Below are 19868 nucleotides of genomic sequence, written 5' to 3'. Positions count from 1 at the left end.
TTTTGCTCTTTCTACGCATAATTTAACTTTCCTTTGGAAACAAATAGATTCGTGGGAGGAGTTGGAAAGAGTCATATGATTAAAACATTAATAAAGCGTATTGGTATGTCTTTGCTTGTTGTAGGAGCATTGCTGACAACCTATGAAGCTGTCACAGGAGTACCCGTTACCGTCTTGTTTGAAAGTCTGCTAAGGGTTGATTCTACACCTGTTAATCATAGTCTTCGAGCGGATGCTTCTGAGAAGGAACCATTAGCAATTGAAGAGGCTTTTGATTGGTCAGCGTATCCAAGCCATACGGTGTTAGCCACAGGGTATACAGCAGGGTATGAGTCAACGGGTAAAAACCCTACAGATCCAAGTTACGGTATCACATATTCAGGTGTAAAAGTAAAACGAGATTTATACTCGACAATTGCTGCAGACTTATCAATATTCCCAATTGGTACAATTTTATTTATTCCTGGATACGGATACGGCGTCGTAGCGGATAAAGGTGGAGCAATTAAAGGTAATCATTTAGATTTATATTTTGAAACAGTAGCTGATGTCTATAAAATGTGGGGTAAAAAAGAACTTAGTGTATACGTAGTTGAAAAAGGTAAGGGAACCCTGTCTGAACAGCAGCTAACGGCTCTTAATGAAAACAAATCGATGCAGGTATTTAGGCAAAAAGTTAATTTAGTTCGCTAACACCCATATGCTATGGGTGTTTTATTTTGGTTGCTATAAATTAGACGTAAGTGAATATATTCGTTATTTATAATTGTTCATGAGACAATATTACATATAAAGAGCTCTATAGCTTTTAAAAGGTTTTACTATGAAAGGATGATTGTAGATGATTCAGTTACATACTAATTTAAATTTAGAGAGAGAAACAGAAGCACTAGTAGTAGGGATTTTTCATAGAAATGATTCATTTGAAGGCCCTTTAGAAAAGATTAATGCGACATTTGATGATTATCTTTCGCAGCTTGTAAAAGCGGGAGATATAAACGTCAATGAAAAACAAGTCTCCACCATTCCAACGTTTAATAAGATTGGGGCAAAGCGCTTAATTTTTATTGGTTTAGGGAGAAAAAGTGGACTTACTGAAGAAATCCTAAAAGAAGCCTACGGCAATCTCTTTCAACAACTGAAGAAAGCTCAATTTAAAGAGATAACGATTGAACTTTCAACGTTTACCACGGATGCTATTAGTGAGGAAACGACGGCTCGTTTATTAGGTGAAATGAGTCAACTATCTACATACGAATTTGAACATTATAAAAAGCGTTCTAACGTGCCAACTGTTCAGCTGGAAAAAATCAATGTCATTGCTTCTGATAGCGTGGAAGATGCTTTTGAGCATGGCTATGTGTATGGTAAAGCTACCAACTCAGCACGTACGCTTGTTAATTTGCCAAGCAATATGTTAACAGCAACAGACTTAGCAGAATATGCTCAAAAGTTAGCTAATAAGTATGGATTTGAATGCGAAATTCTTGAAAAAGAAGAGATGGAAACGTTAGGGATGGGAGCTTTGCTAGCCGTTAATCAAGGTTCCATAGAACCCCCTAAGATGATTACATTAAAATATCAAGGGAAAAGTAAGTGGAAAGATGTTATTGGCTTGGTAGGGAAAGGTATCACCTTTGATACAGGTGGTTATTCAATCAAATCAAAATCCGGGATTGTTGGGATGAAAACGGATATGGGTGGAGCAGCATCAGTCTTAGGGGCAATGGAAGTGATTGGTGAAACAAAACCAAAACAAAATGTTGTAATGGTCATTCCATCTACGGATAACGTAGTTAGCGCAACAGCATTTAAGCCAGATGATGTTATTACAGCTATGAGCGGAAAAACCATTGAAGTATTGAATACAGACGCAGAAGGAAGACTAGCACTAGCAGATGCTATTACGTATGCAAAACATCACGGGGCTTCCTATTTAGTAGATGTAGCAACATTAACAGGTGGTGTGATTGTAGCTTTAGGAACAGATACAACAGGCGCAATGACGAATGATTCTACCTTTTATGAGAAGCTACAGGTTGCAAGTCAGCATACAGGTGAGACGATTTGGCAACTTCCTATTACAGAAAAAGATAAAAAGAAAGTAAGAAGCAGTAAAGTAGCAGATTTAAATAATTCGCCAGGGCGAGAGGGACATGCTATTATGGCAGGAACCTTTTTGTTGGAATTTGCAGAAAATACACCTTGGATTCACTTAGATATTGCTGGAACAGCTACAACAAATGCTGGTGGTGCATATGGTCCTTCTGGTGCAACAGGGGTCATGGTTCGAACGTTAGCTCAATTAATTCGTGATTTCTAAACAGGATAATCGTGAATAAAAAGCGTGGATAGTTCATTCATCCACGCTTTTTGTATAGTAAAAGTAATTAATCAAACGTTTGTTTAGATTTTCCATTGACATTTGATTGTAAGGCATTATAATGAGTGTATCGTTTTAATTCTCTAATTGTTTAATACACTAAAGTACGGAGGTTTCAAAATGAATGCAGTTTTAGTAGCTGTAGCTGTTATGCTTGTACTGAGTTTACTTCGTATTAACGTTGTTTTCTCTCTAGCTATCGGTGCTCTTATCGGAGGGCTTGTTGGAGGAATTAGCTTAACAGATACAGTCAACATATACACAGAAGGGCTAGGAAATAGCGCGTCTGTAGCGTTAAGCTATGGATTGCTCGGAGCGTTTGCCGTTGTGATTTCAAGAACAGGTCTTCCAGACGCAGTAGTAGCAGGCGCGCTCAAGATTGTTGGGCGTGAAGGAGATACAAAAAGAAAAGCACTTTCTAAAGTACTTATGTTATTAATTATCTTAATTATTTCATGCTTTTCACAAAATGTAATTCCTGTACACATTGCGTTTATTCCATTGTTAATTCCACCGTTATTAACAGTATTTAACCAACTGGAAATTGATCGTCGTCTTGTGGCAACTGTCATCACATTTGGATTAGTAACACCATACATGTTTCTGCCAGCGGGGTTCGGGAAAATCTATCATGATATTCTCGCAGCAAACATACAAGAGAACGGTTTAGCAGTACACAGCGGTGACATTGTTAAAGCAATGGCTCTGCCTGCGTTAGGAATGGTTATCGGTTTACTTGTAGCGGTCTTTATTTCATATCGTAAGCCTCGTATTTATAAAAATAGTAATCTCACGATGAACGAAGAAACTAGTAATACTGAACCTTCTTATACACGAAAAGGTATTATCGTTTCATTGATAGCTATTGTTGTTGCATTAGCTGTGCAAATTCCATTAAGCTCAATGATTTTCGGTTCACTTGCCGGCATTATAGTCGTATACCTAAGTGGCGTTGTGAAATGGAACGAAGCGGATACGGTTTTAACTGATGGTATGCGTATGATGGCATTTATTGGTTTTGTTATGCTGTCAGCTTCAGGCTTCGCTAAAGTGATTCAAGAAACGGGGGACGTGGAAACACTTGTTCAAGGTTCGGTTAATTTAATTGGCGGCAATCAAGTACTAGGAATATTATTAATGCTTGTAATTGGTTTATTGGTTACGATGGGAATTGGGTCATCCTTTTCAACCATTCCAATCATTGCTACAATTTTCGTGCCACTTTGTTTAGAATTAGGCCTTAGTCCTTTAGCAACTATTGCAATTATTGGAACAGCGGGTGCGTTGGGGGATGCTGGTTCTCCTGCTTCAGATAGCACGTTAGGACCAACTTCAGGTTTATCGGTAGACCGTCAGCACAATCACATTTGGGATACATGTGTGCCAACCTTTTTACATTATAACATTCCGTTAATTATTTTCGGATGGATTGCTGCACTTATACTATAAAGAAAAAAGCGGTTGAGCTATGGCTCAACCGCTTTTTCTTTAAACTTGTGATAATGTTGAAGCCGTTGAGTCACATTGGCCTAAAGCAGTTTCAACAGCCTGTAAAGACTGCTCAATACGCTCACGATTTGAACCTTTTTCAACAGTTTGAAGAGCTTGCTCAAGGCTAGCCTTAGCAGCTGTTAATGATGTACATGAATCTTGTACAAATCCTCTAGCATTTTTTTGCATGATATGTACCTCCTTTGTAATTTAGAATCCTTATGTAGTATTTGCGAATATATGGGAAATATAAGCTTTATTTTTGCACATAAAAAAGGATTAACTTTCAATAGAGAAGTTAACCCTTTTAACCTAGTTGCTTAAATTGTTCTGACCCAAGAATTCGTTCCACATTCTGATCAAGCTCTTCAATTTTTTTAACAGCTAAAGCATAATCCATTTGACGATAGTGATGCTTTCCACCGGGTTCTTCATCCGCTTCATCTGCCAATTTGACCACTTTCTGTAGAGGACGTTGATGAATGGTTCCTTCTGGTAAATAAGAATCAGTGTGAAGTAAAATAGCTAAAGCAATTTCTTTTGCTGCTTGAGGTTCTTCTCCAAGGCGTATTAATAACTTGTGGGCGCGCTCAGCTCCCTTAATTGCATGAATATCATTCTTTTTATATTTTTCATAGTCCCACTGACCATTTGTATACCATTCATAGTGACCAATATCGTGAAGTAGGGCCGCTTTAGTTGCTAAATCTGGATTGACGTTGTACTGAGTGGATAAACGAAAAGCATGATACGCCACAGAAACTGCGTGAGCAACTCCAGATCTTGTTAAATATTTTTTAGCAATTGGGTGTGTGAAGATGTCTAGCAAAGTAACATGTCTCATCATATAATCCCTCCTAAAAAAAGACAGTAAAAAATTATTTCTAACAACAATAGCATATTTGAATAGAAAAAACAACGATAATGTCAGGTGAATAAACATAGAAAACACGTTGTATATTAGTTTATTCATATCGTGAAAACATGTACGTAATATTTTATTAAAATAGAAAAATGGACAAGAGGGGTCATTTGAAAGGAAAGGGTTTTAAAGCTTTTATGAAGAAGATAACCATTGTAAAATAAAAAGTATGAAGGTGAAATGATATAGCGGAGGGATAAGATGAATACCGATAATACGTTATTAAGTACACTAGGCATTGAAATAATTTATGCTAGCAAAGATCAAGTAGAGGCGACAATGCCAGTAGATGAACGAACAAAGCAACCTTTTGGTTTACTACATGGTGGTGCATCGGTTGCATTAGCAGAGACAGTTGCGAGCTTGGGAGGGTTTCTAAGTATAGATCAAGAGAAGGAAATATGCGTGGGCTTAGAAATTAATGCAAATCATATTAAAGGAAAAAGAGATGGGCTAGTGACTGCTATTGGTAGACCTATACATAAAGGAAAAAAAACAGCTATCTGGGAAGTTAAGATTACGGACGAGAAAAATGAACTCATTTGTATTTCTCGCTGTACGTTAGCAATACTGCCCAAAAAATAGGAAAAGACAGTCTGTAGAAGTAAAAATAAATTGTAAAAGATATGGCGGATATCCTAATCATAGAGACATGCTTTGGAATATAGTAATAACAAAGCATTCTTTTTTTATTGTCCAAAAGAATATTCATAATATTATAAAATATCAATAGAAATAAACCTATCTTTTGCATAAGCGTGCTATAATTATAATAGCAGTCTCGTAGGCAGGTTTATCTAAAAAGGGGTGATAAAGATGAACAATTATGAACAATATGTCTTTATTGACTTTGAATTTACAATGCCCGAATACAAAGGGTATCCCAAAGGCTTTTTTCCTGAAATTATTGAAGTAGGGTTAGTTGCTGTAAGAAACCAAGAAATACAAGACCGCTTTTCTTCATATGTTAAACCCACTAGTTTTCCAAAGTTAACGGATCGCTGTAAAAGCTTTCTTCACATTCAGCAAAAACAAGTAGATGATGGAATTACATTTGAACAATTAATTCAGCAGCTAGCTCAGTATGAAAACAGTACAATTATCACTTGGGGAAATATGGATATGAAAGTACTCAAGCAAAACTGTCAAAAGCAAAGTTTGAAATTTCCTTTAAAAGGAAAAGAAGTAGATTTATCTATGGAATATAAGCGTTTCTTTGGCGACCAAAACCAAACAGGTTTATGGAAAGCTGTTCAGGAATATGGAAAAGAAGGAACAGGTAAGCATCACTGTGCGCTTGATGATGCTATGACTACTTTTAATATTTTTAAGTTAGTAGAAAAAGACAAACGTTATTTACAAAAGCCTGAACCTACTACAATTGGCGATCGGGTCGACTTCTCAAAGCTGTTAAACAAATTTGCATTATAAAAGCCAAGTCACCGTAATGTGAATTGGCTTTTTGTTTAAAGTGCATAATCCTTTTGAAGTTGTTCGAGGCATTCAATGCTTCGTGTTGCGTAAGGATTATCTTTTAAAGAGAGCTCATTTATCAGTGATGTTAAAGCAGTCTTTAATGAATCTCTGTATGGTGGAATTTCACTTGTATATGCTTTAACCATTGGTTTGGGAATATTAGCTTGCTCGTTAAAGGCTAGTGCACGACGTTCATGAAAGAATGGAACATCTACTTGTTGAGGGTTATGTAAATCTCCTTGTTGAGGATGTTTGATAACAGCTTTTACTCGCACTACGTAGTGCTGGTCACGTACTTGTGTAATTTCCCCAATGTATTTTCCAGTCTTGTATAAAGCAGTTACGGAATCACCGATTTCTAAACTCATATTTATCTCTCCTTTAAGTAATGTTCTACTCATTATTATAAGTCATTATAGTTTAAAGTTCATAGGGAAAGGATGAAATTGATGCAAGCATTAATCATGAATCTATATCTTTATTTTCCAGAAGATAAAACAGAGTATATTCCAGCATTTATATGGATGTTGGTGTTTTTTATAGGAGCATTTCTGACATGGAGGTTTGTTATTAAAATTTCAAAAAAAGAAGAAGAGAAAATAAAAGAGCAAGAGCGAAAACATTCAGCAGAGTAACTGTTTGCTCGGATCAAAATGAAAGCGTTTAAAAATGAAAGTTGCTGGACAATCTATGGGAAGGTAACCATAAGGGAATCTGAGATTGGAGGGCAACATGAAGAAGTTACTACTAATTGGCTGCATACCATTAGTAATGTTAGTGGGGTGTGGTGAAAAAGACATTTCGAATAAAGAAGTAAAAGTATATAACGCTGATGGAGATAGCTTAGGTAACATAAAGTTAAAAGAGGTATCTGACGGCGTAGAGATTACGTATAAATTAAAAGGATTACCTCCTGGTGAACACGGTGTACATATACATGAAAAAGGCGTGTGCAAAGCCCCTGCGTTTAAGACAGCAGGTAATCATTTAAATCCAGACGATAAAAAGCATGGATTACTTCATCCAGATGGTCCAGAGGCAGGTGACTTAAAGAACATTATCGTAAAAGATGATGGAACTTTTGATGGGACAGATATGGCGCCTGAAGTCACTTTAAAAGAGGGAAAAGGTTCCTTAATTAAAACGATGGACGGCTCTTCAATCATTATTACGGAGAACAAAGATGATGGTATGTCTCAACCATCTGGAGATTCTGGTACGCGAATTGCTTGCGGTGTCATTGCTAAGAAACAAGAAAAATAAACTGAAAGGACGCAATCAAGCGTCCTTTTTTAGGTTAAGATAGAGCAACCTGTAGTTTCTTTAAGCCTTCTTTTAGTTGTTCTCGAGGACAAGCAATATTTAACCGAATAAAGCCTTTCCCTTCAGCTTCACCGTATTTCATACCGCTTTCAACAGCAATTTTCCCTTTCGTTAATAATAGATTGTGCAGGTCTTCATCAGGTATATTTAATGTTCGACAATCAATCCATAATAAGTAAGTACCTTCAGGGTTAATTAACTTGAGCGCAGGTAGATTTTCTTTAATAAAGCTTCTAGTAAAGTCAATGTTCTCTTTTAAATATGCTAAGAGTTCTTCTAGCCAACTTTCTCCATGTGTATAGGCAGCCTCTAGACCAATCGTACCGAATGTATTTAATGCGAAAAAGCCTTGTTTATGCTGCTGCTGTTGATATTTTTCACGTAATTCATTATTTGGAATAATAATAGCTGAAGCTTGTAAGCCAGGAACATTGAATGTTTTGCTTGGTGCTATGCACGTAATAGTACGATTTTTAGTATCTTCATTAAGAGAGCTAATTGGAATATGAACAGACGGTGTATACACTAAGTCCGAATGAATCTCATCAGATAAAATTAATACATCATACTTTTTGCAAAGATCAGCAATCTTCTCTAGTTCACCACGAGTCCATACCCGACCTACAGGGTTATGGGGACTGCACAAAATAAACATTTTCACTCCAGAAGCAAGCTGCTTTTCAAGAGCTGAAAAATCAATTGAGTAGCAATCTCCCTTTAAGAGCAGAGGACTTTCTATCAATTTACGTTCGTTTACTTTCACCATTTCAAAGAAAGGTGTGTATACGGGCGGTTGAATCAAAATTGAATCTCCTTTTTGTGTATAAGCCTGTATAGCCATACTAATAGCAAAGACAATTCCTGGACTGTATGTAATCCAATCTGTTTCAATGCTCCACTGATGGCGCTTTTGGACCCAAGAACGAATAGATTCATTTGTTGATTCAGTTGGCGTTGTATATCCAAAAACGCCGTGCTCTACACGCTTAGTGATTTCGTTAACCACTTTTTCTGGAGCTGCAAAATCCATATCAGCTACCCAAAATGGTAATAGATCTTTTTTACCAAAGAGACGTTCCATCCCGTCCCACTTTACGGAGTTAGTGTTCATGCGGTTAATTCTATTGTTAAAGGAATAGTTCTTCATAATATAAGCCTCCATATAAACTGATTTTTAAATCTATAAGAGAGAATTTAATTACCTGTATGATATCTTTTATTTTGAACATTTTATGTTTAAAAAGTCAAAGATGTTGCTGTTTAAAGAGTAAGGGAAGAACAAAAATTATTATATTCCTTTTTATAAATGATAATAGTCCTGCCTCTTTGACAGGACTATAGTTTGTTGCAGAAAATTAGCTTGTTAAGAAATCCATCATATAATTTCGAATATCGTCCGGGCATTCTTCTGGTAACAGATGCCCAGTGTCTTTTAATGAAATAAAAGTAGAGCTTGGCAAATCTTGTTGAAGCTTTTTTCCTAAATGAAGAGGAACAACTCTGTCTTCTTCTCCCCATATTAATAAACTTGGCTTATCAATTGCTCTCAGGTCTTTTTCTGTTAGGTCTCCTTCACGATCACGAATCATCTTTGATAATGACATGAAGATACGATCATCTAAAAAAGGAGCAGTATAGCCTTCAATCATTTCTTCATCAATGAGATCGTGATTAAATACGACATTCTGAAGGTTAGCTTTAACACCTTTACGAGCTAGCCAAGTCTTGACCCACAGATAGAAAAAAGGTAAATGTGACGACATGACGAGGCCAGAATGCAATCGTCCTAGGTAAGCGGAGCTACAAAGTAAAACTAGCTTAGATACGTATTGGGGCTGCAACTTTGCGATATTCAGGCAAATTTGACCACCCATTGAGTGACCAGATAAAATGACTTGTTCTAACTTCAAATGTTCGATAACTTCTAAAACAGTTTTTGCTAAATTTTCATAAGAATAATGAAAGGTTAATGATTTTTCACTTCGTCCAAATGGTGGTAAGTCTATTGCAACAATTGAGAATTTCTGTTTCAATAATGGAATGAGTCTTCTAAAGCTAAAGCTAGATGATAGAAATCCGTGTATGAATACAATTGTTGGCTTTTTAGGATCAAAATGATGTAATTCATAATATACGTGTACATTGTTAAAAGAACGATAGTGTGCAGTCTCTATTTGAATCATTGGTTTCTTCACTCCAGCAATCTTTTTTAACAGTTTGCCCAGCTATCTTATTTAGTTACATGCAAAATATAGAAGATGAATATGAAATCTCAATGACTTATGAAATTTGTTATAATGTAAAAAGTGAGAATATTTGATCATTTTCAGGAGGTTATTTACATGTTTTTAGATGAAAAAGAATTAGAAATACTTGAGATCTTAGAAAAAAATAGTCGAATCTCAATAGATACAATTGCTAAAATGGTTGACTTACCCCTAGATGAAGCGACGCTTATTGTGAAAAAGTTAGAGCGTGAAAAAGTAATTGTTCAGTATTCTACTGATATCAACTGGCGTCGAGTGGATGGACATGAAGGCGTAACGGCTATGATTGACGTGAAGGTTGCTCCTAAAAGAGGTGTCGGATTTGATGAGATTGCTGAACGAATTTATCGATTTCAAGAAGTTAAATCTGTTTATTTGATGTCTGGAGCTTATGATTTATCTGTTATTATCGAAGGGAAATCAATGTCTGAAGTAGCATTCTTTGTTTCAGAAAAGCTGTCAACATTAGATTCCGTATTGTCCACAACGACGCATTTTATTTTGAAAAAGTACAAACACGACGGAACGATTTATGAACAAGGTGATGAAGACCGTAGAATCGTGGTGTCTCCGTAATGAAAGAACGCTTGTCTAATACAGTACAAGAATTACAACCATCAGGAATTAGACGTTTCTTTGATTTAGCAGCTAGTATGGATAACGTTATCTCCCTTGGTGTTGGAGAACCAGATTTTGTTACATCTTGGTCTGTGCGTGAAGCCAGTATCTTATCCCTTGAAAGAGGCTATACATCCTATACAGCGAACGCAGGCTTGCTTGAGCTTCGTCAAGAATTAATGAACTATATGAAGAAGCAGTTTGGTGTTTCTTATGATTATCAAAATGAGATATTAGTTACAGTTGGAGGTAGCCAAGCATTAGATGTGGCAATGCGTGCTATTATTAATCCTGGGGATGAGATTATTGTGGTAGAGCCAAACTTTGTCTCATATAGTCCGCTTATAACTTTAGCTGGAGGAGTTCCAGTTCCTGTTGAAACAACAGCCGACACGGAATTTAAACTACAGCCAGAACAAATTGAAGCAGTTATTACCAAGAAGACAAAAGCACTGTTGCTTTGTTCTCCCAATAATCCAACAGGTAGTTCATTAACAAAGAAAGAGCTTGAAGCCATTGCTGATATTGTCATAAAACATGATTTGCTGGTGATTACAGATGAAATCTATGCAGAGTTAACCTATGATGAACCATTTACATCGATTGCTTCAATTAGTGAAATGAGAGATAGAACAATTATTGTCTCGGGTTTTTCCAAAGGTTTTGCAATGACAGGTTGGAGATTGGGGTATATTTGTGCCCCGGTAGACTTGTTACAAGCCATGTTGAAAATTCATCAATACACTATGATGTGTGCACCAACAATGGCCCAATACGGGGCAATTGAAGCATTGAAAAACGGGTCACAAGATGTAGAAGAAATGAGAAAAAGTTACAGACGAAGACGAAATTATATGGTCAAATCATTAAATGAAATTCAGCTTTCGTGCCATACACCAGGGGGAGCTTTTTATGTGTTCCCATCCATTAAAAAAACAGGCTTAACTTCTGAACAATTTGCTGAACAGCTTCTCTTAGAAGAGAGGGTGGCAGTCGTGCCTGGTAGCGTTTTTGGATTAGGAGGAGAGGGGCACGTACGCTGTTCTTATGCTTCTTCTATGGAATCTTTAGAAGAAGCTATAAAACGTATTGGCCGTTTCATGCAAAATAAGTTATAATAGAAAGACCATGCTAATGAGCCATGTCAAAAGTTAGCATGGTTTATTTTTTGCGGATAGAATCAATTTTCTATTTATAATTTAAGGGAAATATGGGAAATAATAAAGTATAATAAATATAACTAGTTTTTGATTCAAAACGTGAACTGTGCTATAATTTTAAATTGGCTATAAAGATGAAAATAAAAGGTATTTAGGAGTGTTCATATGTCAAAATTTGAAATCGGTACTGTTACAAAAGGAAAAGTAACGGGCATTCAACCATACGGTGCATTTGTTGCATTAGATGAAGAAACACAAGGTCTAGTTCATATCTCAGAAGTTAAACATGGCTTCGTAAAAGATATCAACGAGCACCTATCAGTTGGAGACGAAGTAAACGTGAAAGTTTTATCAGTAGATGAAGCAACTGGCAAAATTGGTTTATCAATTCGTGCTACAGAGCCTGCTCCAGAAAAAACAGAAGCAGCGCCTAAAAAGCAAGTAGCTAAAAAGCGTCAAGCAACTGTACAACACACTGAGTCTACTCAAGGATTCAACACATTAAAAGAAAAATTAGAAGAGTGGATTGAGCAATCAAACCGCGAAGATCTAATTAAAAAATAATGTTTAAAAAGCGCACTGCATTCTGCAGTGCGCTTTTTTCTTAGTGAGTTGTTCTTGGTTCAGTACGCTCTACTTCCGCAGATGGTTTAAATAATAAGCCTAGGTTAATTAAACCAGCTATTCCTACTAATCCGTATACAATGCGAGAAAGGGCAGCTGATTGTCCACCGAAAATGGCAGCTACTAAATCGAATTGAAAAAATCCAATAAGTCCCCAGTTAATTGCCCCAATAATCGTTAATACTAACGCAAATCGTTGAACACCACTCATTTATTCTCCTCCTTTCTTTTTGTACTCACTCATTAGCTTTAGATGTTTAAGAAAAAATATTCGTGGAAAGAACCAAAGGTGAACATAGGAAAAAACGTCAGATAAATGAAGAGTGAAAAAAAGGGTTTTCGGAAATAATCTGTGAGAAGTCACTTTGCTTTACATCTTATATATCGTTGTTCATAATGATGATTGTCAGGAGGTTTTTTTATGAAAAATTTCACTTTTTACAACCCAACAAAATTAATTTTTGGTAAAGGTCAATTAGAACAATTAAAAACAGAAGCAGCTCGCTTCGGTAAAAAAATATTAGTCGTATACGGTGGCGGAAGCATTAAGCGAAACGGTTTATATGACCAAGTAATGAATGAATTAAAAGAAATTAATGCAGAAGTATATGAATTAGCAGGTGTTGAACCTAACCCTCGTTTAACAACTGTAAAACGCGGAATTTCACTTTGCAAAGAACATGATATCGAGTTTTTATTAGCAGTAGGCGGAGGAAGCGTAATCGATTGCACTAAAGCGATTGCGGCTGGAGCAAAATATGATGGCGATGTGTGGGATATTATTAATCGTGATGCTGTAGCAAAAGAGGCTCTTCCTTTTGGAACAGTTTTAACTCTAGCAGCAACAGGGTCAGAAATGAATGCCGGTTCTGTTATTACAAACTGGGAAACAAATGAAAAATACGGATGGGGCAGCCCTGCTACATACCCGCAGTTTTCTATTTTAGATCCTGTTAACACATTTACAGTACCACAAAATCAAACTGTTTACGGTATGGTTGATATGATGAGTCACGTGTTTGAACAGTATTTTCACGATGCAACAAATACACCGCTTCAAGATCGTATGTGTGAAGGGGTTCTACGCACTGTCATTGAAACAGGTCCAAAATTAATAAATGATCTTGAAAATTATGAACTTCGTGAAACCATTTTATATAACGGTACAATCGCTTTAAATGGCATGTTACAAATGGGGCACCAAGGTGACTGGGCAAGTCATAACATCGAGCATGCAGTATCGGCTGTATATGATATCCCTCATGCAGGTGGTTTGGCTATCTTATTTCCAAATTGGATGAAGCATGTGATGGATGAAAATGTAGAACGCTTTAAGCAAATGGCTGTACGCGTATTCGACGTTGATACAGAAGGTAAAACAGATAAAGAAGTCGCTCTAGAAGGTGTTGATAAGCTTCGTGAATTCTGGTCAAGCTTAGGTGCTCCAACGCGCTTAGCTGATTATGAAATCGGTGAAGATAAATTAGACCTTATGGCTGATCGTGCAATGGCGAAAGGTGAATTTGGTCGCTTTAAAAAGCTAAATCGCGATGATGTAATGGCAATCTTACGCGCTTCTTTATAATAGAAAATGCCCTGTGCTGACTAGCACAGGGCATTTTTTTATTCAGACATGCTTCGTTTTTTTTGCTTGTCTTTTAGGTCGTCTCGAACAGTACCTTTCCAAACTGGAGATCCACTGTAATAAGCAGCTCTTCCTAATAGATGTCCGGCAACTGGCGATGTAATAAATACAAACACAATACCTAATAATAGCTGTCCGTTAATAGAACCGTCCTTAATCCAGAAAAATAGTAAACACCCTACCAGGATAAGCAGTACACCAAGCGTAGCGCTTTTAGAAGCCGCGTGGCTTCGTGTATAGGTGTCAGGTAGCCTAATGAGGCCAATCATTGTAACAACAGTCAACAGAGCGCCCATTAGAATAATAATACCGATAATTAAATCACTGATCGCGGTCATATTCAATAATCGCTCCTTTTTCTAAAAACTTACCAAATGCAACAGTACCAACAAAAGCGATAATTCCGATTAAAAGAATTACTTCTACAAATGATGTTGTACGTAGCATAATAGATAAGATGGCCGTAACGGCTATAATGTTAATACCAATTGCATCTAAAGCCATAGCGCGGTCACCCGTTGTAGGGCCTTTAACGATGCGGTATACAAAACCAATCGTTGAAATTGAAATTAAAAGAAGCGATAGATTTAGCAACATTTCTAGCATATTAGCGGCTCACCTCCATAATAGCTTTTTCAAATGAATGTTGAATATCCTTAATTACCTCATCAATGTCATCCACGTTCATCGCATGAATATAGAGCGTGGAGTTATCGTCTGAAACATCAATTACTACTGTTCCAGGCGTTAAGGTAATCAGTAGTGAGAGAGTGGTAATCTCCCAATCTTTTTCAAGCTTCGTTGGCATGGCAAAGATTGCCGGCTTTATATTTAATTTCGGACGCAACACGTCTTGAATAACCGCAATATTTGCTTTAAATAGCTCGACGAGAAAGATAAGAAGCAGCTTAATAACCGCAAATATTTTCTCTAGATAAAACCTTTGCGGGAAAAATCTTCGAAGGACAAACAGCATAACTGCTCCCCAAAAGAAACCAATAAGGAAAGAAGGCCCTGTCCAAATACCTCTTAAAAACATCCATGTAACGGCAATTACTACGTTTAATAATAGTTGAAATGACATGCAGATCTACTCCTTTAACACCGATTCGATATAAATAGAAGGGTCCATGAGTGTTTCAGCTGCCATTGAAATATAAGGGAATACAACCTCCGCACCTAATCCTAAGAACACTGAGATCGCAAGTAGAATAGCTGCTGGATACAGCATTCCTTTTGTAGACCCTTTTTCTTGCTCCTCGGTTAATTTTGGTGCGCGCCAGAAGCAGTTCATAAAGATCTTCATCGCAGAATATAACACCATTAAGCTTGATACAAGCAATACCGTAACAAACGTATAGCTCTGTGATTCTAGTCCACCTTGGACAAGAAGAAATTTACCAACAAACCCACTTAGCGGAGGTATACCAGCTAGCGAAACGACAGCCACAAAAAACATCCATCCCAACTTAGGGTGCCGCTTAATTAATCCGCCCATCTCTTTTAGCTTAGCTGTCCCTGTAATAGCAACGATGGCTCCGCCTAATAAAAACAGTGCCGCTTTGATGACCATATCGTGAATCAAGTAATAGATTGCACCTTCGATTCCGGCCTGAGTTGTTAAAGTGATACCGTATACGATAACACCAACTGCAATGACAATATTATAGATTAAAATCTTATTCATATCGTTATAAGCAATAGCGCCCACTGTACCGATGACGATTGTTAGCAGCGCCGTATAGCCAATAAGTTGATGAGTGACCTCAGGCTGATGATAAAAAATTAGCGTGAATGTACGGAAGATAGAATAAATTCCAACCTTAGTTAATAGTGCACCAAAAAGGGCTGTGACAACGGGAGGTGGTGCATTGTAGGCACTAGGTAACCAAAAATACATTGGGAATAATGCGGCTTTTAGACCGAACACAATAAAGAATAAAATCCCAATTGTTGTCAAAATCCCAGGTTGATTAACTTCCGCAACCTTTTGTGATAAATCAGCCATATTGAGGGTACCTGTAACAGAATATAGATACGCTACAGCTATAACAAATAAAGCAGAAGAAATAACGTTAATGAGTATATACTTTAACGATTCTCTAAGTTGTGCTCGTGTACCTCCGATCACAATTAAAGCGTATGAAGACATTAACATTACTTCAAAGAAAACGAACAAGTTGAAGATATCTCCAGTTAAAAAGGCGCCAAATACTCCGACCATTAAGAAATGAACGAGTGGATAGAAATAGAATCGTTCTCGTTTTTCCCCGATTGAGCGAAAAGCAAATAGTATACAGCAAAGTGCAACAATGCTTGCTGTTAATACAAGTAAAGCAGCTAACATATCAGCAACTAAAATAATTCCAAACGGAGGTTCCCAGTTCCCAAGTTTATGAGTTAGAACTCCGTTTTTATATACAAGTTGTACTAAATACGCTGCAAATCCAGTTGTAGCAATTAATGATATCGTACTGATTATCCTTTGAAGTTTAATATTGTCTTTGAAAAATATAAGCACAACACCTACAACAAACGGGATAAGCAGCGGAATGATTACAAAATTATTCATCATTTTCATGTCCCCTTAACTTGTCCATATCGTCTGTTCCAAGTTCTTGATACGCACGATAAGCTAATACAAGAAAGAAGGATGTAACCCCAAAGCTAATAACAATTGCTGTTAAAATTAATGCTTGTGGTAGGGGGTCTGTGTAAGCAGGAGCATTTTCACCAAGTAAAGGAACTGTTCCTGCTTTCAATCCTCCCATGGTTAGTACTAGCAGATGCACGCCATGACTTAGTATTCCTGTCCCAATAATTATGCGCAATATACTGCGAGATAACATCAGGTAGACGGCTACTGTAAATAAAATCCCTGATACAATTGACATTAATATTTCCATTATTCACTCTCTCCAATCGTTTGAATAATGGTCATCGTAACACCCACAACTACTAGATAAACACCGAGGTCAAATAAGACAACCGTCGCTAAAGCTGTTTTACCTAATATAGGAAGGTAAAAATAGTCAAATGTGTGAGTTAGGAAAGGAACTTTAAAAATAAAAGCTCCTAATCCTGTTAATATTGCTAAAAGCAACCCCGATGCTGCTACTTTTTTATGATCAAACGGAATTACTTTAGATACCGTTTTTATATCAAATGCTATTAGTAGCAAAACAAGAGCAGCTGCAGTCGTAAGACCTCCTATAAATCCTCCGCCTGGTGTGTAATGACCTGCAAAGAAAAGGTGAATAGCAAAAATGATAATGATAAACGTTACGACTTTAGTCGTTGTTTGCAAAATTAAATCATTTTTTTTCATTATCTATTTTCCTCCTTTGCTAAGCGTAATCTAATCATGCTGTAAATTCCAAGCGCGGCAATACATAGTACAGCAATTTCAAATAACGTATCAAAACCACGGAAATCAACGAGAATAACGTTAACCATATTTTCTCCACCGGCTTCTTTGTAGCTATTGTTAATAAAGTATTGTGAAATTGAATCGAATAGCTTTGTGCTACTAGATGCAATTCCAACCAGCGTTACCGTGACTCCTACGAGTAAAGCGATAATCAAGTTTGGTAAATGGAATTTAACTCGTACTTTTTTCGGTTTAAATTCCGGTAGGTGATAGAAACACAGTAAAAACAATGCAACAGATACTGTTTCAATTACTAGCTGTGTTAATGCTAAATCAGGTGCTCTAAATAACACGAAGAACAGAGCAAGGGTGTAGCCAACAACACCTAATGAAATGATTGCTGTTAGACGTGACTTTGCAAAAACTGTTGTAATAGCTCCTAGAACCATAATTACAGCTAGGATTGCTTCATAAATACCGATATCCGCCATATTACTAGTGTCTACTTTAAATCCACCTTGTGTAAATAAAGTGATTAAAATAGCAGTACTAATAAAGGCGAAGATAACCAATAAATAGTCACGAATAAAGCCTGTCATCATAAATTTCATAATTCCATTTGATCCCTTTTCCATACCGGCTAATCCGTTATTATACGCATTGTTTAACGTAATAGACTCAGGGAACAAGTGATAGATTTTCGTCCATTTGTGTAAGGTTAAGAATAATAGTATACCTACAGCAATGACACCAATTGTCATAAAGAGTTCAGGCGTAAAGCCATGCCAAAATGTAATGTGAACATGGAACTGTTCACCAGCATCTAGCAAGCTTGGCGCAACTGAAGCCATGGTAGGTTCAATAATGCTAGACTCTAATATATTTGGAAATAATCCAAAAATAACGACCAGTGAAGCTAAAATAACAGGTGAAATTAACATACCTACAGGAGCTTCATGTGGTTTTTTCTCTAATTTTTCAGGTTGGTATTTACCGGTAAATGTTTTAAATACCAAAATCATGCTGTAAACAAACGTGAATATACTTGCAATCCAAGCAACAACAGGGAACAAAATTCCCCATGTTTCCATGTTGTAAATATCCATCTTTGTAACGTTGACCATTCCCGTAAAGAACATTTCTTTACTTAGAAATCCATTAAAAGGTGGAAGACCAGCCATTGCAAATCCACCAATTACTGCAATTGTGAATGTTACTGGCATAAGGGTCATTAGCCCGCCTAGCTTGCGAATATCACGTGTTCCCGTTTCATGATCCACAATCCCAACAACCATAAATAGACTACCTTTAAATGTAGCGTGGTTAATAAGGTGGAATACAGCTGCTGTGATTGCGACAACATAAATGTTATCGTCTAAGAATTCATAGTGTAAAGCTGCACTTCCTACACCAAGCAATGACATAATCATTCCAAGCTGACTGATTGTTGAGAAAGCTAGGATTCCTTTTAAGTCTGTCTGCTTTACAGCCGAGAAAGAGCCCCAGAAAAGGGTTATAATCCCAACAGTTGATACGAGCGTAAACCACACTGCGTGATCTGCAAAAACCGGACTTAGTCGTGCAACTAGGTAAATACCAGCTTTAACCATTGTTGCAGAGTGTAGATAAGCACTAACAGGTGTTGGTGCTTCCATTGCATCTGGTAACCAGATGTGGAATGGGAATTGTGCAGATTTCGTAAAGGCACCAAGCAAAACAAGAATCATTGCGGGGATAAAGAGTGAACTTGACGTGACAACATCTAAGTTTGCGACAATTTCTCTAATACTAAATGTACCGCTTGGAATTGATAGTAATACGATTCCTGCTAATAAAGCCAAGCCACCAAAAACGGTAATAAGCATTGACTTTTGAGCTCCATAGCGTGACTTCTCTCGTTGATACCAATAGCCAATCAGTAGGAAGGACGAAAGACTTGTTAATTCCCAAAAGCTATAAAGAACAATTAGGTTATCAGACAAGACCACTCCAAGCATAGCTCCCATAAACATTAAGAGATATACATAAAAGGTATGAAGTGACTCTTTCGTTTTTGATAGATAGTAGATGGAATACAGGACAACTAGCGTTCCAATCCCTGTAATTAGCAAAGCAAATAATAAGCCCAGTCCATCAATATAAGCATCAAAATTAATCCCTAAGCTAGGTATCCATTTCAATGAATATAAATACGAATTTCCGTTTGCAACCCCGCTTATATACTTCGTAAAGTAAATGAACAGCACAAGCGGTAATGGCAACACAAACCACCCTGTATGAATCTGTTTAAATGATTTATACAGAAGTGGAATAAGGAATGCTAATAAGAATGGTGAGATGATCACCAGATGTAACCAAGACAAAACACAAACCTCCTTGTGACATCCAATAGATTAGATTTTCTATGAATGATTATATAATACTTTAACAGTGCGTGCATCCTTGCTACTCAGTAGTATCAACGTTTTTTACCTGTCTTATTAAATAAATAGAAACTCGTCCACACAACCGTAAAAAAATTTTTTTTTTTGAATAAAACTCGTCGAGTTTTGTCACCCTAATAGTGAGGTGATAAATGTGTATCTCAGA

Annotated in this window: 24 protein-coding genes; 11 read left to right on the top strand and 13 right to left on the bottom strand. The window is 36.9% G+C overall.

Annotated elements, in window-relative coordinates:
• Positions 1 to 75 precede the first annotated feature (75 nt).
• From V2145_RS17580 to V2145_RS17570, 3 genes are all read left to right on the top strand, one after another.
• Entirely contained in the window at positions 76 to 693 is a 618-nt protein-coding gene (locus tag V2145_RS17580) for a 3D domain-containing protein (protein ID WP_330988035.1), read from the top strand.
• Between the two features lie 148 nt (positions 694 to 841).
• Positions 842 to 2323 (top strand): leucyl aminopeptidase, encoded by a 1482-nt coding sequence (locus V2145_RS17575; protein WP_330988034.1) that lies wholly within the window; start codon positions 842 to 844, stop codon positions 2321 to 2323.
• A 180-nt stretch (positions 2324 to 2503) separates the two neighbouring features.
• Positions 2504 to 3832, top strand: a complete 1329-nt coding sequence (locus tag V2145_RS17570; protein WP_311856231.1) for a Na+/H+ antiporter family protein — start codon at positions 2504 to 2506, stop codon at positions 3830 to 3832.
• A gap of 39 nt (positions 3833 to 3871) precedes the next feature.
• Here the strand turns inward: V2145_RS17570 and V2145_RS17565 are convergent, their stop codons facing one another.
• A complete protein-coding gene (locus V2145_RS17565; RefSeq protein ID WP_094911190.1) occupies positions 3872 to 4063 on the bottom strand; it encodes a hypothetical protein in 192 nt (63 codons plus the stop codon).
• 118 nt (positions 4064 to 4181) lie between these two features.
• On the bottom strand, positions 4182 to 4718 hold the full coding sequence (locus V2145_RS17560) for an HD domain-containing protein (RefSeq protein WP_094911236.1): 537 nt from the start codon (positions 4716 to 4718) through the stop codon (positions 4182 to 4184).
• 279 nt (positions 4719 to 4997) lie between these two features.
• Between V2145_RS17560 and V2145_RS17555 the strand changes: the two genes are divergently transcribed.
• Positions 4998 to 5381 (top strand): hotdog fold thioesterase, encoded by a 384-nt coding sequence (locus V2145_RS17555; protein WP_094911191.1) that lies wholly within the window; start codon positions 4998 to 5000, stop codon positions 5379 to 5381.
• Between the two features lie 231 nt (positions 5382 to 5612).
• Positions 5613 to 6227, top strand: a complete 615-nt coding sequence (gene kapD / locus V2145_RS17550; protein ID WP_094911192.1) for a 3'-5' exonuclease KapD — start codon at positions 5613 to 5615, stop codon at positions 6225 to 6227.
• Positions 6228 to 6262: 35 nt separating this feature from the next.
• Here kapD and V2145_RS17545 read toward each other — a convergent pair whose 3' ends face one another.
• Entirely contained in the window at positions 6263 to 6646 is a 384-nt protein-coding gene (locus V2145_RS17545; RefSeq protein WP_210610926.1) for a kinase-associated lipoprotein B, read from the bottom strand.
• A gap of 75 nt (positions 6647 to 6721) precedes the next feature.
• Between V2145_RS17545 and V2145_RS17540 the strand changes: the two genes are divergently transcribed.
• Positions 6722 to 6907 (top strand): hypothetical protein, encoded by a 186-nt coding sequence (locus V2145_RS17540; RefSeq protein ID WP_094911194.1) that lies wholly within the window; start codon positions 6722 to 6724, stop codon positions 6905 to 6907.
• Between the two features lie 97 nt (positions 6908 to 7004).
• Positions 7005 to 7535: a superoxide dismutase family protein gene (locus tag V2145_RS17535; RefSeq protein WP_094911195.1), complete on the top strand. Its 531-nt coding sequence runs from the start codon at positions 7005 to 7007 to the stop codon at positions 7533 to 7535.
• Positions 7536 to 7569: 34 nt separating this feature from the next.
• Here V2145_RS17535 and V2145_RS17530 read toward each other — a convergent pair whose 3' ends face one another.
• Positions 7570 to 8742 (bottom strand): MalY/PatB family protein, encoded by a 1173-nt coding sequence (locus V2145_RS17530; RefSeq protein ID WP_330988033.1) that lies wholly within the window; start codon positions 8740 to 8742, stop codon positions 7570 to 7572.
• Positions 8743 to 8950: 208 nt separating this feature from the next.
• Positions 8951 to 9778, bottom strand: coding sequence for an alpha/beta fold hydrolase (locus tag V2145_RS17525; RefSeq protein WP_094911197.1), 828 nt, complete (start codon positions 9776 to 9778; stop codon positions 8951 to 8953).
• Positions 9779 to 9937: 159 nt separating this feature from the next.
• On the opposite strand from V2145_RS17525, the gene V2145_RS17520 reads away from it, so the two are divergent.
• The 3 genes from V2145_RS17520 to yugI all read left to right on the top strand — a co-directional run bounded on the left by V2145_RS17520 (position 9938) and on the right by yugI (position 12204).
• Positions 9938 to 10438 carry an Lrp/AsnC family transcriptional regulator gene (locus tag V2145_RS17520; protein ID WP_094911198.1) on the top strand — a complete coding sequence of 167 codons (501 nt, stop codon included), beginning with the start codon at positions 9938 to 9940 and terminating at the stop codon, positions 10436 to 10438.
• Entirely contained in the window at positions 10438 to 11598 is a 1161-nt protein-coding gene (locus tag V2145_RS17515; RefSeq protein WP_094911199.1) for an aminotransferase, read from the top strand. The genes V2145_RS17520 and V2145_RS17515 overlap by 1 nt, the downstream gene beginning before the upstream one ends.
• Before the next feature lie 207 nt (positions 11599 to 11805).
• Positions 11806 to 12204: a S1 domain-containing post-transcriptional regulator GSP13 gene (gene yugI / locus V2145_RS17510; RefSeq protein ID WP_094911200.1), complete on the top strand. Its 399-nt coding sequence runs from the start codon at positions 11806 to 11808 to the stop codon at positions 12202 to 12204.
• Positions 12205 to 12244: 40 nt separating this feature from the next.
• On the opposite strand, the gene V2145_RS17505 is transcribed toward yugI, so the two are convergent.
• Complete coding sequence (locus tag V2145_RS17505; protein ID WP_094911201.1) at positions 12245 to 12475, bottom strand: DUF378 domain-containing protein; 231 nt, start codon at positions 12473 to 12475, stop codon at positions 12245 to 12247.
• Positions 12476 to 12685: 210 nt separating this feature from the next.
• Here V2145_RS17505 and V2145_RS17500 point away from each other — a divergent pair, with 210 nt between their 5' ends.
• Complete coding sequence (locus V2145_RS17500) at positions 12686 to 13849, top strand: iron-containing alcohol dehydrogenase (RefSeq protein ID WP_094911202.1); 1164 nt, start codon at positions 12686 to 12688, stop codon at positions 13847 to 13849.
• A gap of 38 nt (positions 13850 to 13887) precedes the next feature.
• Here the strand turns inward: V2145_RS17500 and mnhG are convergent, their stop codons facing one another.
• From mnhG to V2145_RS17465, 7 genes are read right to left on the bottom strand one after another with little or no spacing between them, the layout of a single operon-like run.
• On the bottom strand, positions 13888 to 14247 hold the full coding sequence (gene mnhG, locus V2145_RS17495) for a monovalent cation/H(+) antiporter subunit G (protein ID WP_131887443.1): 360 nt from the start codon (positions 14245 to 14247) through the stop codon (positions 13888 to 13890).
• Entirely contained in the window at positions 14231 to 14515 is a 285-nt protein-coding gene (locus V2145_RS17490; protein ID WP_094911204.1) for a Na(+)/H(+) antiporter subunit F1, read from the bottom strand. The genes mnhG and V2145_RS17490 overlap by 17 nt, the downstream gene beginning before the upstream one ends.
• Before the next feature lies 1 nt (position 14516).
• Positions 14517 to 14993, bottom strand: a complete 477-nt coding sequence (locus V2145_RS17485; RefSeq protein WP_094911205.1) for a Na+/H+ antiporter subunit E — start codon at positions 14991 to 14993, stop codon at positions 14517 to 14519.
• A 6-nt stretch (positions 14994 to 14999) separates the two neighbouring features.
• Positions 15000 to 16484 carry a Na+/H+ antiporter subunit D gene (locus tag V2145_RS17480; protein WP_311856267.1) on the bottom strand — a complete coding sequence of 495 codons (1485 nt, stop codon included), beginning with the start codon at positions 16482 to 16484 and terminating at the stop codon, positions 15000 to 15002.
• Complete coding sequence (locus V2145_RS17475) at positions 16474 to 16815, bottom strand: Na(+)/H(+) antiporter subunit C (protein WP_094911207.1); 342 nt, start codon at positions 16813 to 16815, stop codon at positions 16474 to 16476. Before V2145_RS17475 ends, V2145_RS17480 begins: the two co-directional genes overlap by 11 nt.
• Positions 16815 to 17237 (bottom strand): Na(+)/H(+) antiporter subunit B, encoded by a 423-nt coding sequence (locus tag V2145_RS17470; RefSeq protein ID WP_094911208.1) that lies wholly within the window; start codon positions 17235 to 17237, stop codon positions 16815 to 16817. The genes V2145_RS17475 and V2145_RS17470 overlap by 1 nt, the downstream gene beginning before the upstream one ends.
• Positions 17237 to 19642, bottom strand: coding sequence for a Na+/H+ antiporter subunit A (locus V2145_RS17465; RefSeq protein ID WP_311856270.1), 2406 nt, complete (start codon positions 19640 to 19642; stop codon positions 17237 to 17239). Before V2145_RS17465 ends, V2145_RS17470 begins: the two co-directional genes overlap by 1 nt.
• Positions 19643 to 19868: the final 226 nt, after the last annotated feature.

Origin of the sequence: Priestia sp. GS2 (genome assembly GCF_036409025.1) — a bacterium.
Classification (GTDB): Bacteria; Bacillota; Bacilli; order Bacillales; family Bacillaceae_H; genus Priestia; species Priestia aryabhattai_A.
This window is presented reverse-complemented; position numbering and strand designations above follow the sequence as displayed.